General features: G+C 64.8%; 14 protein-coding genes. 8 read left to right on the top strand and 6 right to left on the bottom strand.

Annotation, left to right across the window (positions count from 1 at the left end):
- Positions 1–16: 16 nt before the first annotated feature.
- Positions 17–1,198 (bottom strand): CoA transferase, encoded by a 1,182-nt coding sequence (locus FJ977_RS25870; protein WP_244735228.1) that lies wholly within the window; start codon positions 1,196–1,198, stop codon positions 17–19.
- A 193-nt stretch (positions 1,199–1,391) separates the two neighbouring features.
- On the opposite strand from FJ977_RS25870, the gene FJ977_RS25865 reads away from it, so the two are divergent.
- Positions 1,392–2,324, top strand: a complete 933-nt coding sequence (locus FJ977_RS25865) for a hydroxymethylglutaryl-CoA lyase (RefSeq protein ID WP_181180063.1) — start codon at positions 1,392–1,394, stop codon at positions 2,322–2,324.
- Positions 2,325–2,361: 37 nt separating this feature from the next.
- Here FJ977_RS25865 and FJ977_RS25860 read toward each other — a convergent pair whose 3' ends face one another.
- Entirely contained in the window at positions 2,362–3,963 is a 1,602-nt protein-coding gene (locus FJ977_RS25860) for a GMC family oxidoreductase N-terminal domain-containing protein (protein ID WP_140774994.1), read from the bottom strand.
- 168 nt (positions 3,964–4,131) lie between these two features.
- Between FJ977_RS25860 and FJ977_RS25855 the strand changes: the two genes are divergently transcribed.
- Complete coding sequence (locus FJ977_RS25855; RefSeq protein WP_140774993.1) at positions 4,132–5,196, top strand: LysR substrate-binding domain-containing protein; 1,065 nt, start codon at positions 4,132–4,134, stop codon at positions 5,194–5,196.
- Here FJ977_RS25855 and FJ977_RS25850 read toward each other — a convergent pair.
- The gene (locus tag FJ977_RS25850) at positions 5,148–6,326 is read right to left on the bottom strand and encodes a CaiB/BaiF CoA-transferase family protein (protein ID WP_140774992.1); all 1,179 of its coding nucleotides are present in this window, start codon (positions 6,324–6,326) and stop codon (positions 5,148–5,150) included. The two genes, FJ977_RS25855 and FJ977_RS25850, sit on opposite strands and share 49 nt — an antisense overlap.
- A gap of 222 nt (positions 6,327–6,548) precedes the next feature.
- Between FJ977_RS25850 and FJ977_RS25845 the strand changes: the two genes are divergently transcribed.
- Positions 6,549–8,030, top strand: coding sequence for an aldehyde dehydrogenase family protein (locus FJ977_RS25845; protein WP_140774991.1), 1,482 nt, complete (start codon positions 6,549–6,551; stop codon positions 8,028–8,030).
- 29 nt (positions 8,031–8,059) lie between these two features.
- On the opposite strand, the gene FJ977_RS25840 is transcribed toward FJ977_RS25845, so the two are convergent.
- The 3 genes from FJ977_RS25840 to FJ977_RS25830 form a co-directional block, all read right to left on the bottom strand.
- Complete coding sequence (locus FJ977_RS25840; RefSeq protein ID WP_140774990.1) at positions 8,060–9,007, bottom strand: LysR family transcriptional regulator; 948 nt, start codon at positions 9,005–9,007, stop codon at positions 8,060–8,062.
- Between the two features lie 3 nt (positions 9,008–9,010).
- Positions 9,011–10,630, bottom strand: a complete 1,620-nt coding sequence (locus FJ977_RS25835; protein WP_140774989.1) for a GMC family oxidoreductase N-terminal domain-containing protein — start codon at positions 10,628–10,630, stop codon at positions 9,011–9,013.
- Positions 10,631–10,775: 145 nt separating this feature from the next.
- Positions 10,776–12,143: an aldehyde dehydrogenase family protein gene (locus FJ977_RS25830; protein WP_140774988.1), complete on the bottom strand. Its 1,368-nt coding sequence runs from the start codon at positions 12,141–12,143 to the stop codon at positions 10,776–10,778.
- Positions 12,144–12,473: 330 nt separating this feature from the next.
- Here FJ977_RS25830 and FJ977_RS25825 point away from each other — a divergent pair, with 330 nt between their 5' ends.
- From FJ977_RS25825 to FJ977_RS25805, 5 genes are read left to right on the top strand one after another with little or no spacing between them, the layout of a single operon-like run.
- The gene (locus tag FJ977_RS25825; protein WP_140774987.1) at positions 12,474–14,099 is read left to right on the top strand and encodes a class I adenylate-forming enzyme family protein; all 1,626 of its coding nucleotides are present in this window, start codon (positions 12,474–12,476) and stop codon (positions 14,097–14,099) included.
- Positions 14,096–14,965, top strand: coding sequence for a cyclase family protein (locus tag FJ977_RS25820; protein WP_140774986.1), 870 nt, complete (start codon positions 14,096–14,098; stop codon positions 14,963–14,965). The genes FJ977_RS25825 and FJ977_RS25820 overlap by 4 nt, the downstream gene beginning before the upstream one ends.
- The gene (locus tag FJ977_RS25815; protein WP_181180062.1) at positions 14,962–16,128 is read left to right on the top strand and encodes a CoA transferase; all 1,167 of its coding nucleotides are present in this window, start codon (positions 14,962–14,964) and stop codon (positions 16,126–16,128) included. The genes FJ977_RS25820 and FJ977_RS25815 overlap by 4 nt, the downstream gene beginning before the upstream one ends.
- Before the next feature lie 19 nt (positions 16,129–16,147).
- Entirely contained in the window at positions 16,148–17,308 is a 1,161-nt protein-coding gene (locus tag FJ977_RS25810; RefSeq protein ID WP_140774984.1) for a hypothetical protein, read from the top strand.
- Positions 17,305–18,483 (top strand): thiolase family protein, encoded by a 1,179-nt coding sequence (locus tag FJ977_RS25805; RefSeq protein ID WP_140774983.1) that lies wholly within the window; start codon positions 17,305–17,307, stop codon positions 18,481–18,483. The genes FJ977_RS25810 and FJ977_RS25805 overlap by 4 nt, the downstream gene beginning before the upstream one ends.
- The last annotated feature ends 7 nt before the right edge of the window (positions 18,484–18,490 follow it).

Here is an 18,490-nt window from a genome sequence, read left to right as displayed (position 1 = left end):
GCCAACCATGCGGCAACTACATGGTCAATACACGCTCCGAATAGAGTTCGCTCAAAAGCTCCGCCCTATGTTCGTCAAGTACGGGCGCCGGTCGCCGGATGGCGCCCGGCGTGACGCTCAGGCGCCCAACAACCGCATGCATCGGCAGCGTGCCCATGTCGTCATCTTCCATCTCGACGAAAGTGCCCCTCGCCCGCACATGCGGGTCCTCCATGAGGCTCGCGGCGTCGTAGATCGGCCCGACCGTGACCTCGGCCTTGTCGAAATGCGAAAGGTTCTCGACAAGCGTGCGCTGCGCGATGAAAGCGCCGATTATCGCATCCAGCTCCTCGACGTTCTCGACGCGCTTCTCGTTGGTGACGAAACGTGGATCCGAGCACAGCTCCGGATGGCCGATCGAGCGGAACAGGCGAAACGCCATCTCCGGGGTGGAGGCCGAGAGCGCGACGTAACCTTCGTCCCGGGTGCGATAGATGTTTCGCGGCGCCGACAGAGCGGTCCTGTTGCCTGTGCGCGTCGGCACCGCGCCGGTCGCCTTGTAGACGGCCTGGTCCGCGCCGAGGATCGAGATGATGGGCTCGAGCAGCGAGAGGTCGATCTCTTGCCCCTTGCCCACACCGAGTTCGGCCTCCCTGAGGGCCACGAGCACGGCGGAAGCCCCGTAGAGGCCGGCGATGGAATCGGCGAGCCCAAGATTGGGCAGCAGCGGCTCGCGGTCGGGAAACCCGTTCTTGTAGGCGAAGCCGGACGCAGCCTCGACAAGCGTGCCGAAGCCGGGTTTGTCCTTGTAGGGGCCTGTCTTGCCCCAGCCGCTGATGCGCGCCACCACGAGCTTCGGCTGAAGCTCGAGCAACTCCTCCAGGCTGAAGCCTAGCCTGTCGAGGACACCGGGCCGGAAGTTCTCGACCAGGACTTGGGAACTAGCGACCAGCCGCCGGAATATGTCGCGGTCGTCATCCTTCTTCAGGTCGATGACGATGCTGCGCTTGTTGCGGCCATAGACCTTCCACTGCACCGGTATGCCGTTGAGCTTCCAGGCGCGCAGGGAATCGCCTTCCGGCGGCTCCACCTTGACGACATCGGCACCCAGATCGGCCAGCACATGGGTCAGCATGTTGCCCGCGACGAGGCGGGAAAGATCCAGCACCCGGACACCGTCCAGCGGACATTTCCTGTCGCGAGCGTATGCCTCAGCCACCAACTTCCTCCCTAAGTGCTGAGGCGGGTGTACGGCAGGGCGCGGAGGCGCGGAAATAGCATCTGCCGACTGGGCTATTGGAAAAAGCTTTCGCGAATTGCATGCTTCTCAAACGAGAACGGCGCAGAATGGACAAGCCTCCGGCCCGACACGCACAATGCGGTCGCTGGATCGAGGAAAGGTTGAAGGCGCCATGCACCCGTCGAAGGTTCAAATCACCGAGGTTGGAACGCGCGACGGGCTCCAGTCCGAAAAGACCTTTGTTCCCACGGATCGCAAGATCGAGTTCATCAAGGGCTTCACGGCAGCCGGCCTGCAGCGCATCGAGGCTACCTCGTTCGTCTCGCCTCGCGCCGTGCCGCAACTCGCCGACGCGTCGGAGGTCGTCGCCGCTGTCCGGGATATCGGTCCGACGATCGCCGCGCTAGTGCCCAACGCGAAGGGTGCGATGCGGGCAGTCGAGGCGGGCGTGGACGAAATGGTGGTTTTCATCTCGGCATCGGAAAGCCACAGCAGCACCAATCTGAACATGACCGTCGACCAGGCGATAGCGGCCGTGGAGCCCGTGGCGGAAATTGCCCGGCAAAGCGGGGTCGTGCTGCGCGCCGCCATCGCGGTGGCGTTCGGCTGCCCGTTCGAAGGCGACGTTCCGACCTCCACCGTCAGCGCGATCGCTACGCGATTGATTGCGCTCGGGATCGATTCCCTGACGCTTGGCGATACGACGGGCATGGCATCGCCACGCCATGTCGAAGCCGTCTGTGGCCGACTTCTGACGGATCATCCGGATATCCGGCTCACGCTGCATTTCCACAACACCCGAGGCATGGGCCTGGTGAATGTTCTGGCCGGCCTGCGGCTTGGCATAGACCAGTACGAATCCGCCGCAGCCGGACTTGGCGGTTGCCCTTTCGCCGCGGGCGCGACGGGCAACATCTGCACCGAGGATCTGGTCTATATGCTGTCGGAGCTCGGCATCGAAACCGGCATCGATCTCGAAGCGATGATCAGGGTCGCGAAAGAGATGGAACGCTGCCTCGGCAGGTCATTGCCCGGCCAGTTGATGCGCGCTGGCCCTCGCACACGGCTTCACCCCATCGAGTCGGTGCGCCGAGCCGTCGGCTGACCGGACGAAGGCCCCCGGCGGCGGCGCGCCAGTCCGGTCAGGCGGCCTTGTGGGCATCCTCGATGATCAGGTCGGCCGCCTTCTCGCCGATCATGATCGTCGGCGCGTTGGTGTTGCCGGTCGTCAGGTAGGGCATGATGGAAGCGTCCGCCACCCTCAGCCCTTCGATGCCGCGGACCTTCAGGCGCGGATCGACCACCGCCAGCTCGTCCAGGCCCATCTTGCAGGTGCCGACCGGGTGGAAGAGCGATGAACCTTCGCGGCGTACGAACTCCTCGACCTGCGCGTCGTCGCTCACCGCGTTGCCCGGGCGTGTCTCCTTCACCACATAGGGCGAGAAGGCCGGCGCCCCGAAGATACGCCTGGCATGGGCCAGTCCAGCCGACATGACCCGGAGATCATCCCGATCGGTGACATAGCCATAGCGGATCTTCGGCCGCGCGCTCGGGTCGGCGCTGTCTATCAGCACGCTGCCACGGCTGCCTGGACGCGTCGGGCAAACGGCGACTGTCATGCCCGGTTCGTTTTCGAGAACCAGCGCCTTGCCGAACACGTAGCTCGCCGGCGTGAAGAGAAGCTGCAGGTCCGGGCTCTCCAGGCCTTCCCTGCTCCGGCCAAACACCATCGCGCTCGTGACGCCGAACGTCAGGGCTCCGTTGCCGGCAAAGCCGAATTTCAACACCTCACGGGCGAGTCGCCATCCTCTTGCAAGCTCGTTGATCGTGGTCAGGTCGCGCAGGCGGCTGACGAGCCGCACGGTGAGATGATCGGACAGGTTTCGTCCCACGCCCCGCAAGGCGACCCGCGTCTGTACCCCCACGGACGACAGGTGCTGCGGGTCGCCGATGCCGGCGAGCTGCAGCAGCTGGGGAGATCCGATCGCTCCGGCCGACAACACGACCTCGCGCCCTGCCCTGACCTCCTTCGATTGCCCACCCTGGACATATCGCACGCCGACACACCGGTTGCCTTCGAAGATCAGAGCGGTGGCGGTGGCATTCGGGATCACCTCGACATTGCGCCGAGCGGCCGGAACCCGGAGATACGTCCGGTACGTCGACCCGCGCAGGCGGCCGCGCCGCGTCATCTGGGCATAGCCGACGCCCTCCTGCTGCGCGCCGTTGAGGTCGCGTGTGTAGGCGAACCCCGCTTCCTGCGCGGCCTTGATGAACAGATGGGTCAGGGGAAGTATGGTCCGGTAGTCTTCCACCTTCAGCGGACCCGACTTGCCGCGATAATGCGGATCGCCAGCGCCCGCGTATGTCTCGGCGCGGCGGAAAAGCGGCAGAACGTCGTCGTAGCTCCAGCCACGGCAGCCGAGCTGCGCCCAGCCGTCATAGTCTGCCGGGTTGCCGCGGACATAGAGCATGCCGTTGATCGAGCTGCTGCCTCCCAGAACCTTGCCGCGCGGCGTGTGGATCTGCCGGCCGTATGTGCCCTCCTCCGGCTCGGAGGCGTACATCCAGTTGTAGGTCGAGTTGTAGAGCATGTGACCCACGCCGGCGGGAATGTGGATGAGCGGATGGGCGTCCCGGCCGCCGGCTTCGAGAAGGCACACCTTGTGACCGGCTTCCGCGAGTCGTGCCGCGACCACGCACCCGGCCGAGCCGGCACCTATAACGACGAAGTCTGGCTGCATGACGCTCCTCCCGCGACCGGCGAACTCCCAATCGCATCGACTGCATGGAAGGATGGAAAACCACACGCTTGGACGCGCATGAAATATTGAACATCGCTATGGCTATACGTAAGCCTTATATCCTATGGAAGCGGACTCCGCCGCAACCGGGGTTCGCGAGGAACTGGAATGGAACTAAGGCAGCTTCGCTATCTCATATCCATCATTGATTTCGGCAGCTTCTCCAAGGCCAGCGGCCAGCTCAATGTCGCCCAGCCGGCTCTCAGCCAGCAGATAGCCAACCTGGAGAGCGAGCTGGAGAGGCCGCTTCTGGTGCGCAGCGCCCGCGGCGTCCAGCCTACAGATGCTGGATTGCGACTCTACCGCCAGGCACAGATCATTCTGGCTCATGTCGAGCAGGCCAAGTCCGACGTTCTGATGTCGGAATTCGCCGAGCAGTTCGTCGGCCAGGTTTCCGTGGGGTTGCCGACCTCGACCGCAACCATGGTCGCGCTCCCCTACATACAGCGCATGCGCGGTAATTTTCCGGGCATTCAGCTCCGCGTGGTGGAAGCGCTCTCCGGCCACCTGATCGAAATGCTGCTCAACAACAGGATCGACCTCGCCATACAGTTCCGCTCCGAGCCGGCGGCGGGCCTGCAGGTCGAAAGGCTTCTCGTCGAGGAACTCTTCTGGATATCGTCCGAGGCCGAGACGAAGGACAAGCCCATCACCTTCGCCGAAATGGCAAAACGCCCCGTCACGGTGCCTGGCAAGCCGCATGCGATGCGGGCCGTGATCGACCAGGCATGTCAGGACATGGGCATAGAACTCCAGATCGTCGCCGACGTCGATTCGCTCCCGGCCTTGCGCGGTATCGCGGCGACGGGCTTCGCCGGCGTTATTCTGCCCCAGTCGGCGCTGGCCGAGTCCACCGGCTATGGCGAGTTGTTCAGCCGCCCTATCGTCGAGCCGAAGCTGACCCGGCCGCTGGCGTTGTGCCGGTCCGAGGGAGCGCCGCGAAGTCGGGCCATGCAGGCAGCCGAGGAAGTGCTGCGTTTCCTCATCAAGGATCTGGTCGAAATCGGCACGTGGAAGGGTGCGACGCTGGATCCTGAACTGGCATCGCGAAAGCCCGACAAGAGCCTGACGCCAAAGGCGAAGCGCCGCAGCAGGCAACCCGAACAGCGAGCCGAGCCCGCCGCTCAGATGACGCCCTTGGTCCGCAAGGCGCCGATCCGGTCCTCGTCATAGCCGACCTCCCGCAACAACGCCTCCGTGTGCTCGCCCAGCCTCGGCGGCGGTAGGCTCGGGCCGGCTTCCATGCCGCCGTGGCGGATCGGCGAGCCGAGAATGAGGATAGGCTCTTCGCCGGGGCGTGTCGTTTCGACGACGATGTCCTGGCTGCGAACCTGCGGGTCGTCGAAAGCCCGGTCGAGCCCATACACTGGGCCACTGGGGATGCCTGCCTTGTTGAGCACCTCGATCCAATGCTCGGTCGAAGCCTCCCGCGTACGCGCCTCGATCAGCGCGTTTATTTCCAGCCGGCGGGCGGTGCGCGCCTCGTTGGTGGCAAATGCCGAATCCGTAAGAAGCTTCTCGAGGCCGAGCGCCTTGACCAGCTTCTGGTAGACGGCCTCGTTGGAGGGGGCGATCGCGATCTCGCCATCGGCGGTTGCAAACAGCCCGTAGGGTGCGACCAGCGCATGGTCGTTTCCCGTGCGCGACGCGGCCACGCCTGAGTTGAGGAAGTTGGTCCCGTGGAAGGACAGCATGCTCATGAGGCTTGCCAGCATGCTCACGCTGAGGGCGCTGCTTTCCGTGCGCTCGTCCCTGCCGTGGAGCGCCGCCGCGATCCCGAGCGCCGCATAGAGGCCGCAGACGAGATCGGCTATCGGCACTCCGCTGCGCATCGGCGGATCCTCCGCCCTGCCGTTGCAGCTCATGAAACCGCTCATCGCCTGCACTATGAAGTCGAAGGCGGGACGATCGGCGTACGGACCGTCGATGCCGAAGCCGTTGATGTTGCAATGGATGAGGGCCGGATTGATCGCCTTCAGCCGCTCCGGCGCGAAACCCATCTTGCCCAGCACGTCCGGGCGGAAATTCTCGACCAGAACATCGGCTTGCGCCAGAAGGTCCGCCAGTACCTGCTTGCCTTCGGGAGAATAGAGATCGAGCGCGATCGAACGCTTGTTGCGGTTATAATTGGCAAAGTAGCTGCTCATGCCACCGACCATGACGCCTTGCTCGCGAACCGGGTCTCCCTGCTCCTTCGGCTCGACCTTGATCACTTCGGCTCCGAGATCGGCCAGAAGAGCCGTACAGAACGGGCCCGAGATCACACGGGTGAGGTCGACGATACGCACGTCCTTGAAAGACAAGCAGATTCTCCCATTGTTCAGGCAAGCTCTTGCTGATGGAAACCGAAGGAAGCGCAAGGCGGCAACAAAAACTCCACGATGCGTGACCTTCCCGATCGAGAGGCCACGTTTCGTCGGCTGGGGCTAGGATCGCGAAATCTTATGGCCGCTTACCCGCTTCGTATTTTGCCGGGCGCGGTTCACGGCCTAGACTGGCCGCTTCTGATGCATCGGGAGAATGCCATGTCAGCGCAAGCGGCGTCCAAGGTCGAGAAGCCGACCCTCAAAGACCACGCGAATTTCATTGGCGGCAAGATGCGGCCGGCGGCGGACGGACGCACGATAGACGTGATCTGCCCGTCGGACGGCCAGGTCTTCGCTACGATCGCAAGAAGCGGGCAGGCCGATGTCGACGCCGCGGTCCGGGCGGCCCGTGTCGCCTTCGACACCGGAGCATGGCCGCGAACCTCGGCGACGGATCGCGGCCGGGTCCTGGCGCGCATGTCGGAACTGATCCTCAGCGAGCGCGAGAGCCTGGCCCGTCTCGAGGCCAAGGACGTCGGCAAGATCTATCGCTCGACGTTTTCGGACGTCACGGTGCTTGCGCGCTACTTCGAATTCTACGCCGGTGCGGCCGACAAGATCGGCGGCGACGTCATCCCGCTGCCGACCGGCTTCACGGCCTTCACCATTCGCGAACCCCTGGGCGTCGTTGCCGGCATCCTCCCCTGGAATTCCCCCACCCAGATGTTCGGCCGTGTCGTCAGCCCTGCGCTGGCGATGGGCAACACTGTCGTGCTGAAACCTGCCGAGGATGCATGCCTGACGGTGCTGAGGCTGGCCGAGCTCGCCATGGAGGCTGGCCTGCCGGAAGGCGCGCTGAACGTCGTGACCGGCTACGGCCACGAAGCGGGTGCCGCCCTTTCCGCCCACCCCGCGATCGACTTCATCAGCTTCACCGGCTCGCCCGAGGTGGGCACGCTCGTCCAGCAGGCCGCCGCGGCCAACCATGTCGGCGTCACACTGGAGCTTGGCGGAAAGTCGCCACATATCCTGTTCGACGATGCCGACTTCGCGGCCGCGCTGCCCATCATCACCAATTCGATCATCGTCAATTCAGGGCAGACCTGCGTGGCCGGCAGCCGCCTCCTGGTTCAGGCCAGTGCGATCGACAGGGTGAGCGAGCTTTTTGGCGCCCACTTCCAGAGCCTGTCGACCGGGCCGCATGACGTCGAGTGCGATCTTGGGCCGCTCATCAATGCCAAGCAGCACAAGCGCGTGAACTCGATGCTGTCGACGGCGATCGGCGAAGGCGTGCCGGTCATCGCCGAAGGCAGGATCGCCGACGGCAGCTCGCCGGACGGCTACTTCGTCCGGCCGATGCTGCTCGGACCCGTGCCGCGCCAGAACACCATCGCCCGCAAGGAAGTCTTCGGGCCGGTGCTGTCACTCCTGCCCTTCACTGATGAGAGCGATGCCATCGCGCTGGCCAACGACACCCCGTTCGGCCTCGCGGCAGCCGTGTGGAGCAGGGATGTCGGCCGCGCGATGCGTGCTTCGCGGCAGGTCCGCGCCGGCCAGGTCTACATCAACGGCTACGGCGCGGGTGGCGGCGTGGAGCTTCCCTTCGGAGGTTTCAAGAAGTCGGGCCACGGTCGTGAGAAGGGCATGGAGGCGCTGCACGAATTCTCGGCGACCAAGACCGTCATTCTCAACCACGGCTGAATGGGCGCGGAATATCTCTAGCCGACAGCCTATTTCACGATCTGCCCGGGAAGCTCGCCAAACCGCTTTCCGAGCAGGAATTGCAGCATGGCCCGGGTCTGCGCGGGCAACACCGCGCCTCGCCTCACGCAAATGCGCATCTCGCGCTTTGCCCATGCCTCCCCGAGCGGAACGGTGACGATCTGCCCGGAGCGGGCATGGGTGGCCAAACCCTGAGGCAGCACGGTGACGCCGAACCCCGCCGCCACCATCTCGCGGGCAATCTCGTTGCTCTGGACCTGATAGCGCAGAACGAGGTGCCGGTTGAGGTTCGCCGCCGCCCGGCGTAGCTGGTTCATGACCGAACTGCTTTCGTTCACGCCCACGATGTCGGTCGTCAGCAGCTCCGCGAATGTCAGCGACTTCTTCGATACGAGCGGATGGTCCTTCGGTAGGACCACGACGAGTTCGTCCTGCTTGTAGGCGTAGGTGTCGACGTCGCCCGGGACCTCCGGCGGTGTCGCATAGACCCCGATGTCCGCCGTTCCGGTGCTTACCGCGTGAACCACCTCGAAACTCAGGTGCTCGCGGATATCGAGATCGATCCGCGGGTACATGGCGGCGAAATCCCTGAGCTCGACGGCGAGGAAACCTGCCAGCGCGGAAGGCACGGCGCTGATCCGGACATGCCCCTTGGCGCCTTCCGCGAACTCGCTGAGATCCGTTCGGATGCCCTCGACGAGCTGGAATATCTGGCGCGCATGCTCGGCCAGCGCCTCGCCGACCGGAGTGGGGATTGTTCCCTTCGTGTTGCGGTAGAGCAGCTTGACGTCGAAGAGATATTCGAGGTCCTGAATCCGCTTCGTCACGGCTGAGGGCGTGATGCTTTCCCGCTCGGCCGCGCGGCCGATGCTTTTTTCCTCACAGACCGTCAGGAAGAGCCTGAGGCTCAGGAGGTCGAGCTTCGAGATCGTTTTCTTCAGCGAAGGCGGTGTCATGGTTCAACCGCCGCCGCGCAGCATCGCGTCGGCGCCTTTCTCGGCGATCATATAGGTCGCGGCCATCGTATTGGCCGATGGCATGGTCGGCATGATCGAGGAATCGACGACGCGCAATCCCTCCACGCCGTGCACGCGCAAACGGTCGTCCACGACAGCGCGGCGATCCTGCGCGGGCCCCATGCGGCAGGTGCCGATCAGATGGAACACCGTCGACCCCTTCCTGCGGGCGAAATCGAGGATCTCGTCGTCGGTCACGATATCGGGACCAGGGCTCTCCCTGCCCAGGAAATAGGATTTGAGGGGATCTGTCTCGAGCAGTCGCCGCGCCAGCTTGACGCCGGATACGATTGCCCTCTGATCGATCTCGTCGCTCAGATAGTTCGGTTGGATGGCCGGATGCTCGCGCGGGTCGCGCGAGCGCGCACGCACGAAGCCCGTGCTTTCCGGACGCTGCTGCCAGACGCCGCACGTCATGCCGTCGAAGCTGTCAAGCAGGCCCGCGACGCCTTCCTTGTAGCTGGCCGGCGTGAATGTCATCTGCAGATCCGGCACCGCGAGGACCGGATCCGATTTCCAGAACACGTGCGCGAGGGAGGGGCTGACCGACAGGACGTTAGGACGGCCCAACGCCCAGCGCATCGCCTGGCCCACCAGTGGCAGGCCATTGACCATGCGGTTGATCGTCCTCACGCCGCGGACCCGCGCGACCACGCGGACGGCCCAGTGATCGCGCAGGTTTTCACCTACCCCTTCGAGCACACGGACCGGCTTGACGCCGAGCGCTTCCAGGACCGGAGCCGGCCCGATGCCGGACACCTGCAGGAGCCTGGGGCTGTTGACCGCGCCGGCTGCTATGACGACCTCGAGGTTCGCACCGAGCGTCTGTTCGCTCCCGTCGGGGCGCTGGATCGTGACGCCGACTGCCTTGCGATCGGCAAAATTCACGCAAGAGACCTGCGCGTTGGCCATCAGTGTGAGGTTTGGCCGCTTGAGGGCTGCCTTCAGGAAGCTCCTTGCCGAACTGCGGCGCTGCCCCTTGTGGATCACGCGCTGGTAATAGCCCACGCCAGCCTGTTCGGCTCCGTTATAGTCCGGGTTGTACGGTATCCCCGCTTCCATGGCGCCCTTCACGAAAGCGTCGCAGAGCGGATGATGCCAGTCCAGGTCGGTCACGTAGAGGCCGCCGTCGCGGCCGCGAAGCCGGTCGTCTCCCTCGCCAAGCCGCTTCTCCGTCCGGCGGAAGAAAGGCAGGACGTCTTCGTAGCTCCAGCCGCGATTGCCCATCTGAGCCCAGGCGTCGTAGTCGGCGGCCTGGCCGCGGTTGTAGACGAGCCCGTTGATCGAGCTCGATCCTCCAAGCGTCCTGCCCTGCGTCGTCGCAATGCGGCGCCCGGCGCTCCCCACCGAAGGCTCCGTCTCGAAACGCCAGGTATAGGCGGGATTGAACAGCGTCTTGATGTAGCCGGCCGGCAAGTGGATGAAAGGATGGTTGTCGCGCGGCCCGGCTTCGATCAGGCAGATCGAGTTGGCCGGATTCTCCGAAAGCCTGTCCGCGAGGAGGCAGCCGGCGGTTCCCGCGCCGACAATGATGAAATCGAACTGGCCCGAGGCCTGTGACATCGGTTCGTCCTCCCAATGCGACCCGCCTGCCCGAGCGCATCAGGCAATTTCGCGATGTTTGCAAAGAGCGTTTGGCTATACCGGTATTGCGAGCCGCTCACACTCCGGCGCATCACGCGTCCGCCCGGATCGCAGCCTTGGGAAACTAGCGCGGTCGAGGCACCGACGGCCGGACCACGATGACCTTCGGCTCAGTGTACTCCTCGACGGCGAAACGGACGCCCTCGCGTCCAAATCCCGAAGTTCCCGTGCCTCCGTAAGGCATATGGTCGACACGCCAGGTTCCCGGGCCGTTGATGATCACGCCACCGGCCCTGATCTCGTCGGACATCCTGAAGGCTGTGTCGATATTCGCGGTGTAGATGCCATGATGGATGGCGCCGCTCACGGCGTTCATCTCCGCTATCGCCTCATCGGCGGAATCGACGGCGCTGACCGCCACCACGGGGCCGAATATCTCGTTGCGCATCACCGTCATCTCGCCGGTCGCTCCGGTGATCACGGTCGGCTCCATGTATGCGCCTTGCCGGTTGCCGCCGCAGGCAAGCGTCGCGCCGCGCGACACGGCGTCGATAATCACGGCCTCGACCCGTTTTGCGGCCGCGTCATCGACCATTGGGCCGATGGCAGCCGGGCTGTCGGGCCGCATTTCCGTGACGCGCGCGATGAAGGCGTCGACGAACTCCTGGTAACGCGGCCGCTCGACATAGATGCGCTGCACCGAAATGCAGGACTGTCCCGAACGGACGAAGCCGCCCGCGGCGCATTCCTGCGCGGCAAGCGCGACGTTCCCGTCGGAAGCGACGAACACCGCGCCGACGCCGCCAAGTTCGAGATGCACCCGCTTCAGCGGCACGGCCTCCTTGATCTTCCAGCCCACCATGCCGCCCGTGAAGCTGACGACCGGCAGGCGGGGATCGCGCACCAGCGCCATGGTCGCATCATTGTCCACGTCGAGGACCGCGACAGCCTCGGGCGGCCAGCCCGCCTCGACCACGGTGCGGGCCAGCCTGATCGTGGCCAGCGGCACACGCGGCGACGGCTTGAGCACGATGGGTGCTCCAGCCGCGATCGCCGGCGCGATCTTGTGCGCCGCGATCAGCAGCGGACCATTGTAAGCCGTGATGCCCAGAACCGGACCGATCGGCTCCCGCCTGATATAGGCGACTGCGCCGCGCGCCCGCTCGACCGCATCGACATTGAGCGTCTCGGACATTCCCGCGCGGGCATGGGCGGCCGTCAGCGTGAACACTTCGATCGCGCGCTGCACCTCGAGCGTCATATCCTTGACGGTGAGGTAGCCGCTTTCATCGGCGAGCGCCTGGGCGATCTCGGCGGCCTTCGCGGCCAGCGCAACGGCCACCTTGTCGAGCACGACGGCGCGATCGAAGCTGCTGGTACGCCTGACCTTGTCAAGCGCTTCCGCCGCGAGCGCCACGGCCCTCTCGACCGCCGCGGCATCGACCGCGCACTCCTCGCCTTCGATGAAGCCGCGCCTGACCTGCCCTGTCATCGTTTCTCTCCCGGGAATCGGCGCGCACGTTGGTGGCCGCTGCCGATCTCTGCAATTCGAATTTCGGAAGTTCCCACCTGCCCGATGTCGTCGGGTCCCGCAAATCAATAGGAGCGTGGCATACCCCAGAATATGCTGGGCCACCTGCGCCAGCACGAGGCCGTTCGATATGGGCGCGGTGCGAAAAAGGCCGCGCCTCGCGCCATTTGCGGGGAGTTTGGGAGGGTCCTGACGGATCGGTTCCGTCAACTTGCATATCGGGTGAAACCTGCTAATACTCACCAGTAGATATTTACACTTACAGGTTTTCGGTGGGGGGAATTCGCGTTGGTGGGAAAGGACATCACGGCTACGGAAACAGCGCCGCCGGCCTCGCGAAGTCTGCCCGATCTGCTGCGCGAGCAGGCCACCTTGCGTCCCAACGCGCTCGCCGTGATCGGCGAGCACGCACAGGCAAGCTTCGCCCGGCTGCACGAGCGCGCCACCAGGATTGCCGCTGCTTTGCGGCGCGACGGGACCGGCCGGACCAGCAGGGTCGGCATGCTTCTTGGCAACGGGCCGGAGTGGCTGGAGATATTCTTCGGCGCCTCGATGGCCGGCGCGGTCGTCGTGCCCTTCAGCACCTGGTCAACTAGGGCTGAACTCGAATTCCTTATTGGCGACTCGGCCATTACCGCACTTTTTGTCAGGCCGAGATTTCTCGACAGGGACTTCGAGGCCGATCTGGACGAGCTTTCCCGCGCCGGCCGGCTTGGCACCTTGAAGACGGTCGTCGTTCTCGCGCCCGACACGACCATCGGCCTCACCATGGACAGCTATCTGGATGGCATCGGCGATCCGGGAGCGTGGCCGGAGGAGGAAGGACCGGCGCCCTCCGACGACGCGGTCGTGCTCTACACATCCGGCTCTACAAGCCGGCCGAAAGGCGTTCGCCTGAAGCACTTCGGCATAATCGAGAACGGCTTCAACATCGGTGAGCGGCAGGGGCTGCGGCCAGGCGACCGCGTGTTCCTGCCGACCCCTCTCTTCTGGTCCTACGGCGCCGCCAACGCGCTTCCCGCCACGTTCAGCCATGGGGCCTGCCTCGTGCTGCCGGATAGGTTCGAGCCCGGCGCGGCCTTGTCCATGATCGAACGCACGGGCTGCACAGCGATATACACGCTGCCGGCAATCACCAACGCGATGCTGAGGCACCCCGACTTCGATCGTTCGAGGACCAGAACGCTGCGCACCGGCCTCACCATCGGCAGTCCCCGAGATTTCCTCGCGGCCGTCGAGGATCTCGGCGTCAGCCGGCTGTGCAATGTCTACGGCGCGACCGAGACATACGGCAACTGTGCCGTGACCAGTCACGACTGGCCTTTGCAGCGACGCGCGAATTGCCAGGGCGAACCGCTGCCTGGACAGAAATTCCGCTTCAGGGACGCAGAGACCGGAGCTCTTCTTGCATCCGGCCAGCCCGGCCTCGTCGAGGTTTCCGGCTATGTTTCGCCGGGATACTCGGGTGCCAGCGCTGCCCTCAATGCCGAGATTTTCACCGAGGACGGATATTACCGGACGGGCGATGTGGGCTTCCTCGATGCCGATGGTTCCTTCGTTTTCGTCGGCCGCGATTCCGACATGATCAAGCGCGCCGGCATCAACATATCGCCGGCCGAGATCGAAGACGTGATGAAGACGTCCGAGGGTGTGTCGCAGGCTGCCGTTGTCGGCGTGCCGGACGCGGAGCGGGGCGAACTGGTTGTCGCCTATGTCGTCGCGAAGGAAGGCGCTGCCGTAAGCCCGGCGCGACTTCTCGATCACTGCCGCGTGCAACTCTCCAAATACAAGCTTCCGGACCGGATCGAGGTCGTCGAAGCGTTGCCGCTCACCGCCACAGGCAAGCTTCAGCGCAAGGAGCTCAAGAAGGCCGCCACGACGTTGCTGGCGCAGGAACTCCAGGCAACCTCGACATGAAGAACGCGTGGGGCAAATGGGGCGGCGCCGACGAACGCGGCGCGCTCAACCTGATCGGCGCGGCGGATGTGCGCGGCGCGGCGCAGTTGGTCCGGCAAGGCAAGGCGCTGAGCCTGGCGCAGCAGATTTCGCCGACGATGGCCGTGCCGAAAAGCAGGCCCGGCATGATGCACTTCATGAATCGCGACGGCGGCGACTATGCCGCCGGCCGGCGCCGCCCGGGTGGCTTCCAGGTCGCCGACGACACCGTGGTCATGCCTCTCCACGCAGGGACGCATATCGATGCGCTTTGCCACTGCTGGTACGACGACACGCTCTACAACGGCTTTGCGGCGACCGAGGTCAAAAGCAACGGCGCGGCGAAGCTCGGTGTCGACAAGCTCGGACCGATTGCCGCAAGAGGCGTGCTTCTGGATTTCGTTGGGTTGAACGGCGCCCCGCTGCATGACGGGTTCGCGATCGGGCCGCAGATGCTGGCCGCGGCAATCGAACGCGCCGGGTTGGTCCTGCGCCAGGGCGACGCCGTGCTTCTGCGGACGGGCTGGCAGGAGCGTTCACAGGCCGGCGAGGCGGTCAATTTCGACAACGAGCCCGGCCTTGACCTGGACGCGGCCCTGGTGCTCGCCGAAGGCGGCGTGGCGCTTGTCGGCGCTGACAACTTCGCGGTGGAAGTACTCCCCTTCAGCGAGGGCACAGTATTTCCTGTGCATCAGCGGCTGATCCGTGACTATGGCATACCCTTGCTCGAGGGGCTGGTGCTCGCGCCGCTTGCCGAGGAAGGGCTCTCGGAATTCCTCTTCGTCGCCGCCGCGCTGCCGATCCGCGGCGCGACAGGGAGCCCTCTCAACCCGGTGGCAATCCTGTGAGCTGGAATCCTTCACCAACCGTACCGTCGGGGTCGGCCCTCGCGACCTTTCTTGCCGGCGTCCGGGTCCTCGATCTTTCGCAATACATTCCAGGCCCTCTGGCCACGCTGCTTCTCGCCGACATGGGGGCCGAGGTGTTGAAGGTCGAGCCCCCGAGGGGAGATGAAATGCGCACGCTCGGCCCGCGCGACGCGCTCGGCCGACCGATCTTCTACAACAGCCTGAACGCCGGAAAGACCGTAAAGCGGCTCGACCTCAAGGACGACGCCGACCGCTCCGTGTTCCTCGATCTGGCGCGCTCCGCGGATGTCGTCGTCGAGGGGTTTCGCCCCGGTGTCCTCGAGCGTCTCGGCGTCGGCTACGAAGTCCTGAAGAGCGTCAATCCCAGGATCGTGCTGTGCTCGATCAACGGCTACGGAGCGCGTTCCGCCTATGCCGCCAAGGCTGGCCACGACGCCAACTACCTGGCGCTGAAGGGCATGCTCGACCGTAACGGCACGGACAAGCCGATATTCTTCGATCCACCTGTTTCCGATGTCGCCGGATCGTTGTTTGCCGCAATCGCGATCCTCGGCGCTTTGCATGGCCGCGTCAGAACCGGCAAGGGATGCGCGATAGACCTGGCGCTGGCGGACACGGCCATGCCTCTCCAGCTGATTCAGATTGCCGCCTACGGCGCGAACGGCACGATCCCTGCCCGGGGTGAAACCTATCTCAACGGAGGCGCCGCCTACTATCAGGTCTATGCGACCCGTGACGGGCGATACGTCGTCCTTGGAGCGATCGAGCCGAAGTTCTGGGAGGCTTTCTGCAACACCGCGGGACGCTCCGACTGGATCGAGAGACAGCTCGAGGCCCTGCCGCAGCATGCGCTCCGCGACGCGGTCGCTTCGTTCTTCTCGTCGTTGTCGAAGGACGAGATCGAGGCGCGGTTTCAGGATGTCGATTGCTGCCTGTCGATCGTCAACGACCTTGGCGAGGCCCTGGCCGACGTCCACACTGCGGAGCGCGGTCTTGTGCGCCGAAACGCCGAAGGCGATCTGCAGGCGCTGTTTCCCGCCCTGATCGACGGAACTCCCCCTTCGCCGCGCAGCCCTCTCTCGCAGACTGATCACCCGCGACCGGCAGCCGCCGGCGCTTCAACCGCCCATGACCGGACATGATCGAAAAGGTGCCTAACCCATGGCCTTGAACAGACGAACCGCAGTGATCGGCAGTGCGATCAAAGCGCCAGTGGCAGACGAAGGGCAATCGCTCGAAGAGCTTCTCTTCGACATCTCCCAGGAGGCCATGCGGGATGCCGGCCTGACCGCCGACGAGATCGACGGCATCGTCGTTGCCTCCAACGACCAGTTCGACGGTCGCGCGATTTCCGTGATGGCCGCTTCCGGATCTGTAGGCGGCGTCGATCGCGATATCCTGTCGACGCCCTCCGCCAGCGAGCATGCTTTCGTGATGGGCGTGCTTCGCGTCGCCTCCGGCCAGTACGAGACGCATCTTGTCGTCTCCTGGAGCCCCGTCGAGGCATCCTCCCTGTCGGAGGCGCAGCGTCTGGGCGCCGACCCCTACTTCCATCGGGCGCTCCCCCTGGACGAGTTGTCCGGCGCCGCGCTTCAGGCTTCAGCGATTCTGGCATCGCGTCCCGAAGCCGCCGAACTCGCCAAACGGCTCTCCGCGCGCAATCGCGCCAATGGAAAGCACGCCTACCCCGAGGCTGCCGCGGGCGGCTCCGACGCTTCCTCGACGCAGGCCGGGCGCTGGCCGATCGAAAAGGACATGGTCTCGCGCCCGGTCCTCGGCGCCGTGGCCATGGTGATCGCCTCGGAAGACTACGTTGCGCGACACAAGCTCGATAATGTCGCCTGGGTGCGCGGCATGGGTTGGGCGACGGAACCTGGCTTCCTTGGCGATCGTGACCTCTCCACGGCGCCGGCGCTCGAGGAAGCGGCCCGCCGCGCCTATGCGGAGGCCGGGCTTTCCGATCCGCGCAAGGCCCTGGATGTCGTGGAGTTGACCGACATAAGCCCGTATCAGGAATTGCTCGCCTACGACGCGCTCGGCCTTTCCGAGAAATCGAAGTGGCAGGACGATGTGGCATCAGGCGTCTTCGATCGCGGCGGCGACCTCCCCGTCAATCCCTCGGGTGGCGTCGCAACCATCAATCCGGTCTTCTGCACCGGCCTCATCCGCATCGCCGAAGCGGCCCGGCAGATACAGGGCAAGGCCGGACGCCACCAGATCAACAACGCCCGGACGGCACTCGGACATGCGGCAAGCGGCTTCGCCATGATGTACCAGACCGTGCTCGTGCTCGGGCAGAACAAGGACGGAGCACTGGCATGAGCGCGCCAAGAGTTGGAATCATCGGCATCGGTCAATCCGCCTTCAAGGCGCGCCGTGACGATGCAAGCTACCCGGACCTCGTGCGCGAGGCGGTGAACCAGGCCTTGACCGGCGCCGCGCTCGAACTCGATGACATCGAAGCGATCGTCTATTCCCTGTCGCCCGACGCGATGGTCGGCATCGGCAACGCCGAGCGTCTGGGGGTGGACGCCGTCGGCGGCAGGAACAAGCGCTTCCTGCGCATCAACACGGGCGGGGCGACCGGGATTTCGAGCGTTGCGGCAGCCTATTATCATATCGCGGCCGGAGCGTGCGACGTGGTCATGACGGCCGGGGCCGACAAGGTCGGCGAGTGCGGGGATTCGCAAACCGTCCTGAACAAGATCTGGGATCCGATCTACGAGCGGCCGCTGCCTCTCGGCACCATCACCATGCTTGCGATGTCGGGGATCCGCTACGCCGACAAATACAGCATGACCCAAGAGGACATGGCGCGGGTCGTGGTCAAGAACCGGAAGCATGCTTCGCTCAATCCGAACGCCCACCTCCGCAAGGAGGTGACGGTCGACGAGGTGATGGCGTCGCGTTGCATATCGTGGCCGATCAAGCTGATGGATTGCTGCCCGCAGTCCAGCGGCGGCGGCGCGATGGTGCTGGCCTCGGAGAAGTACATCAAGGAGAACCGCCTGGACGCCGTGTGGATCACCGGTGTCGGACATTGCTCCGAGACATACTATCTCGGCGATCGCATGGGCCGCGGCTTTACCGCCGACCATGCCGACGCCTATGCGCTGCGAAATTCCTTCCAGCGTGCCTACAAGATGGCCGGCATCACCAATGCGCGAAAGCAGGTCGATGTCGCGGAGCTCTACGCGCCTTTCAGCAACACCGAATACCATTCGATCGAAGCGGCTGATCTCGCCGACCTCGGTGGAGCCGTGGCCGGCGTGAACGAAGGACGCTTCTCGATCGGCGGCGACATACCGGTCAACCCGTCGGGAGGGACGCTCTGCACCAACGCGATCGCGGTAACCGCCATGATCCGGGTGGCGGAGATAGCGCTCCAGGTTTCCGGCCGGGCCGGCGGGCACCAGGTCAAGGGAGCAAAGGTCGGCATCGCGAGCGGCAATGGCGGCGACCACCAGTTCTTTGGAACGATGGTTGTGGAAGCCTGATCTCGCC

The sequence above is a fragment of the Mesorhizobium sp. B2-1-3A genome, from assembly GCF_006442655.1.
GTDB lineage: Bacteria > Pseudomonadota > Alphaproteobacteria > Rhizobiales > Rhizobiaceae > Mesorhizobium.
The sequence above is the reverse complement of the archived record's forward strand: the minus strand, read 5'-3'. Positions and strand labels throughout refer to the sequence as shown.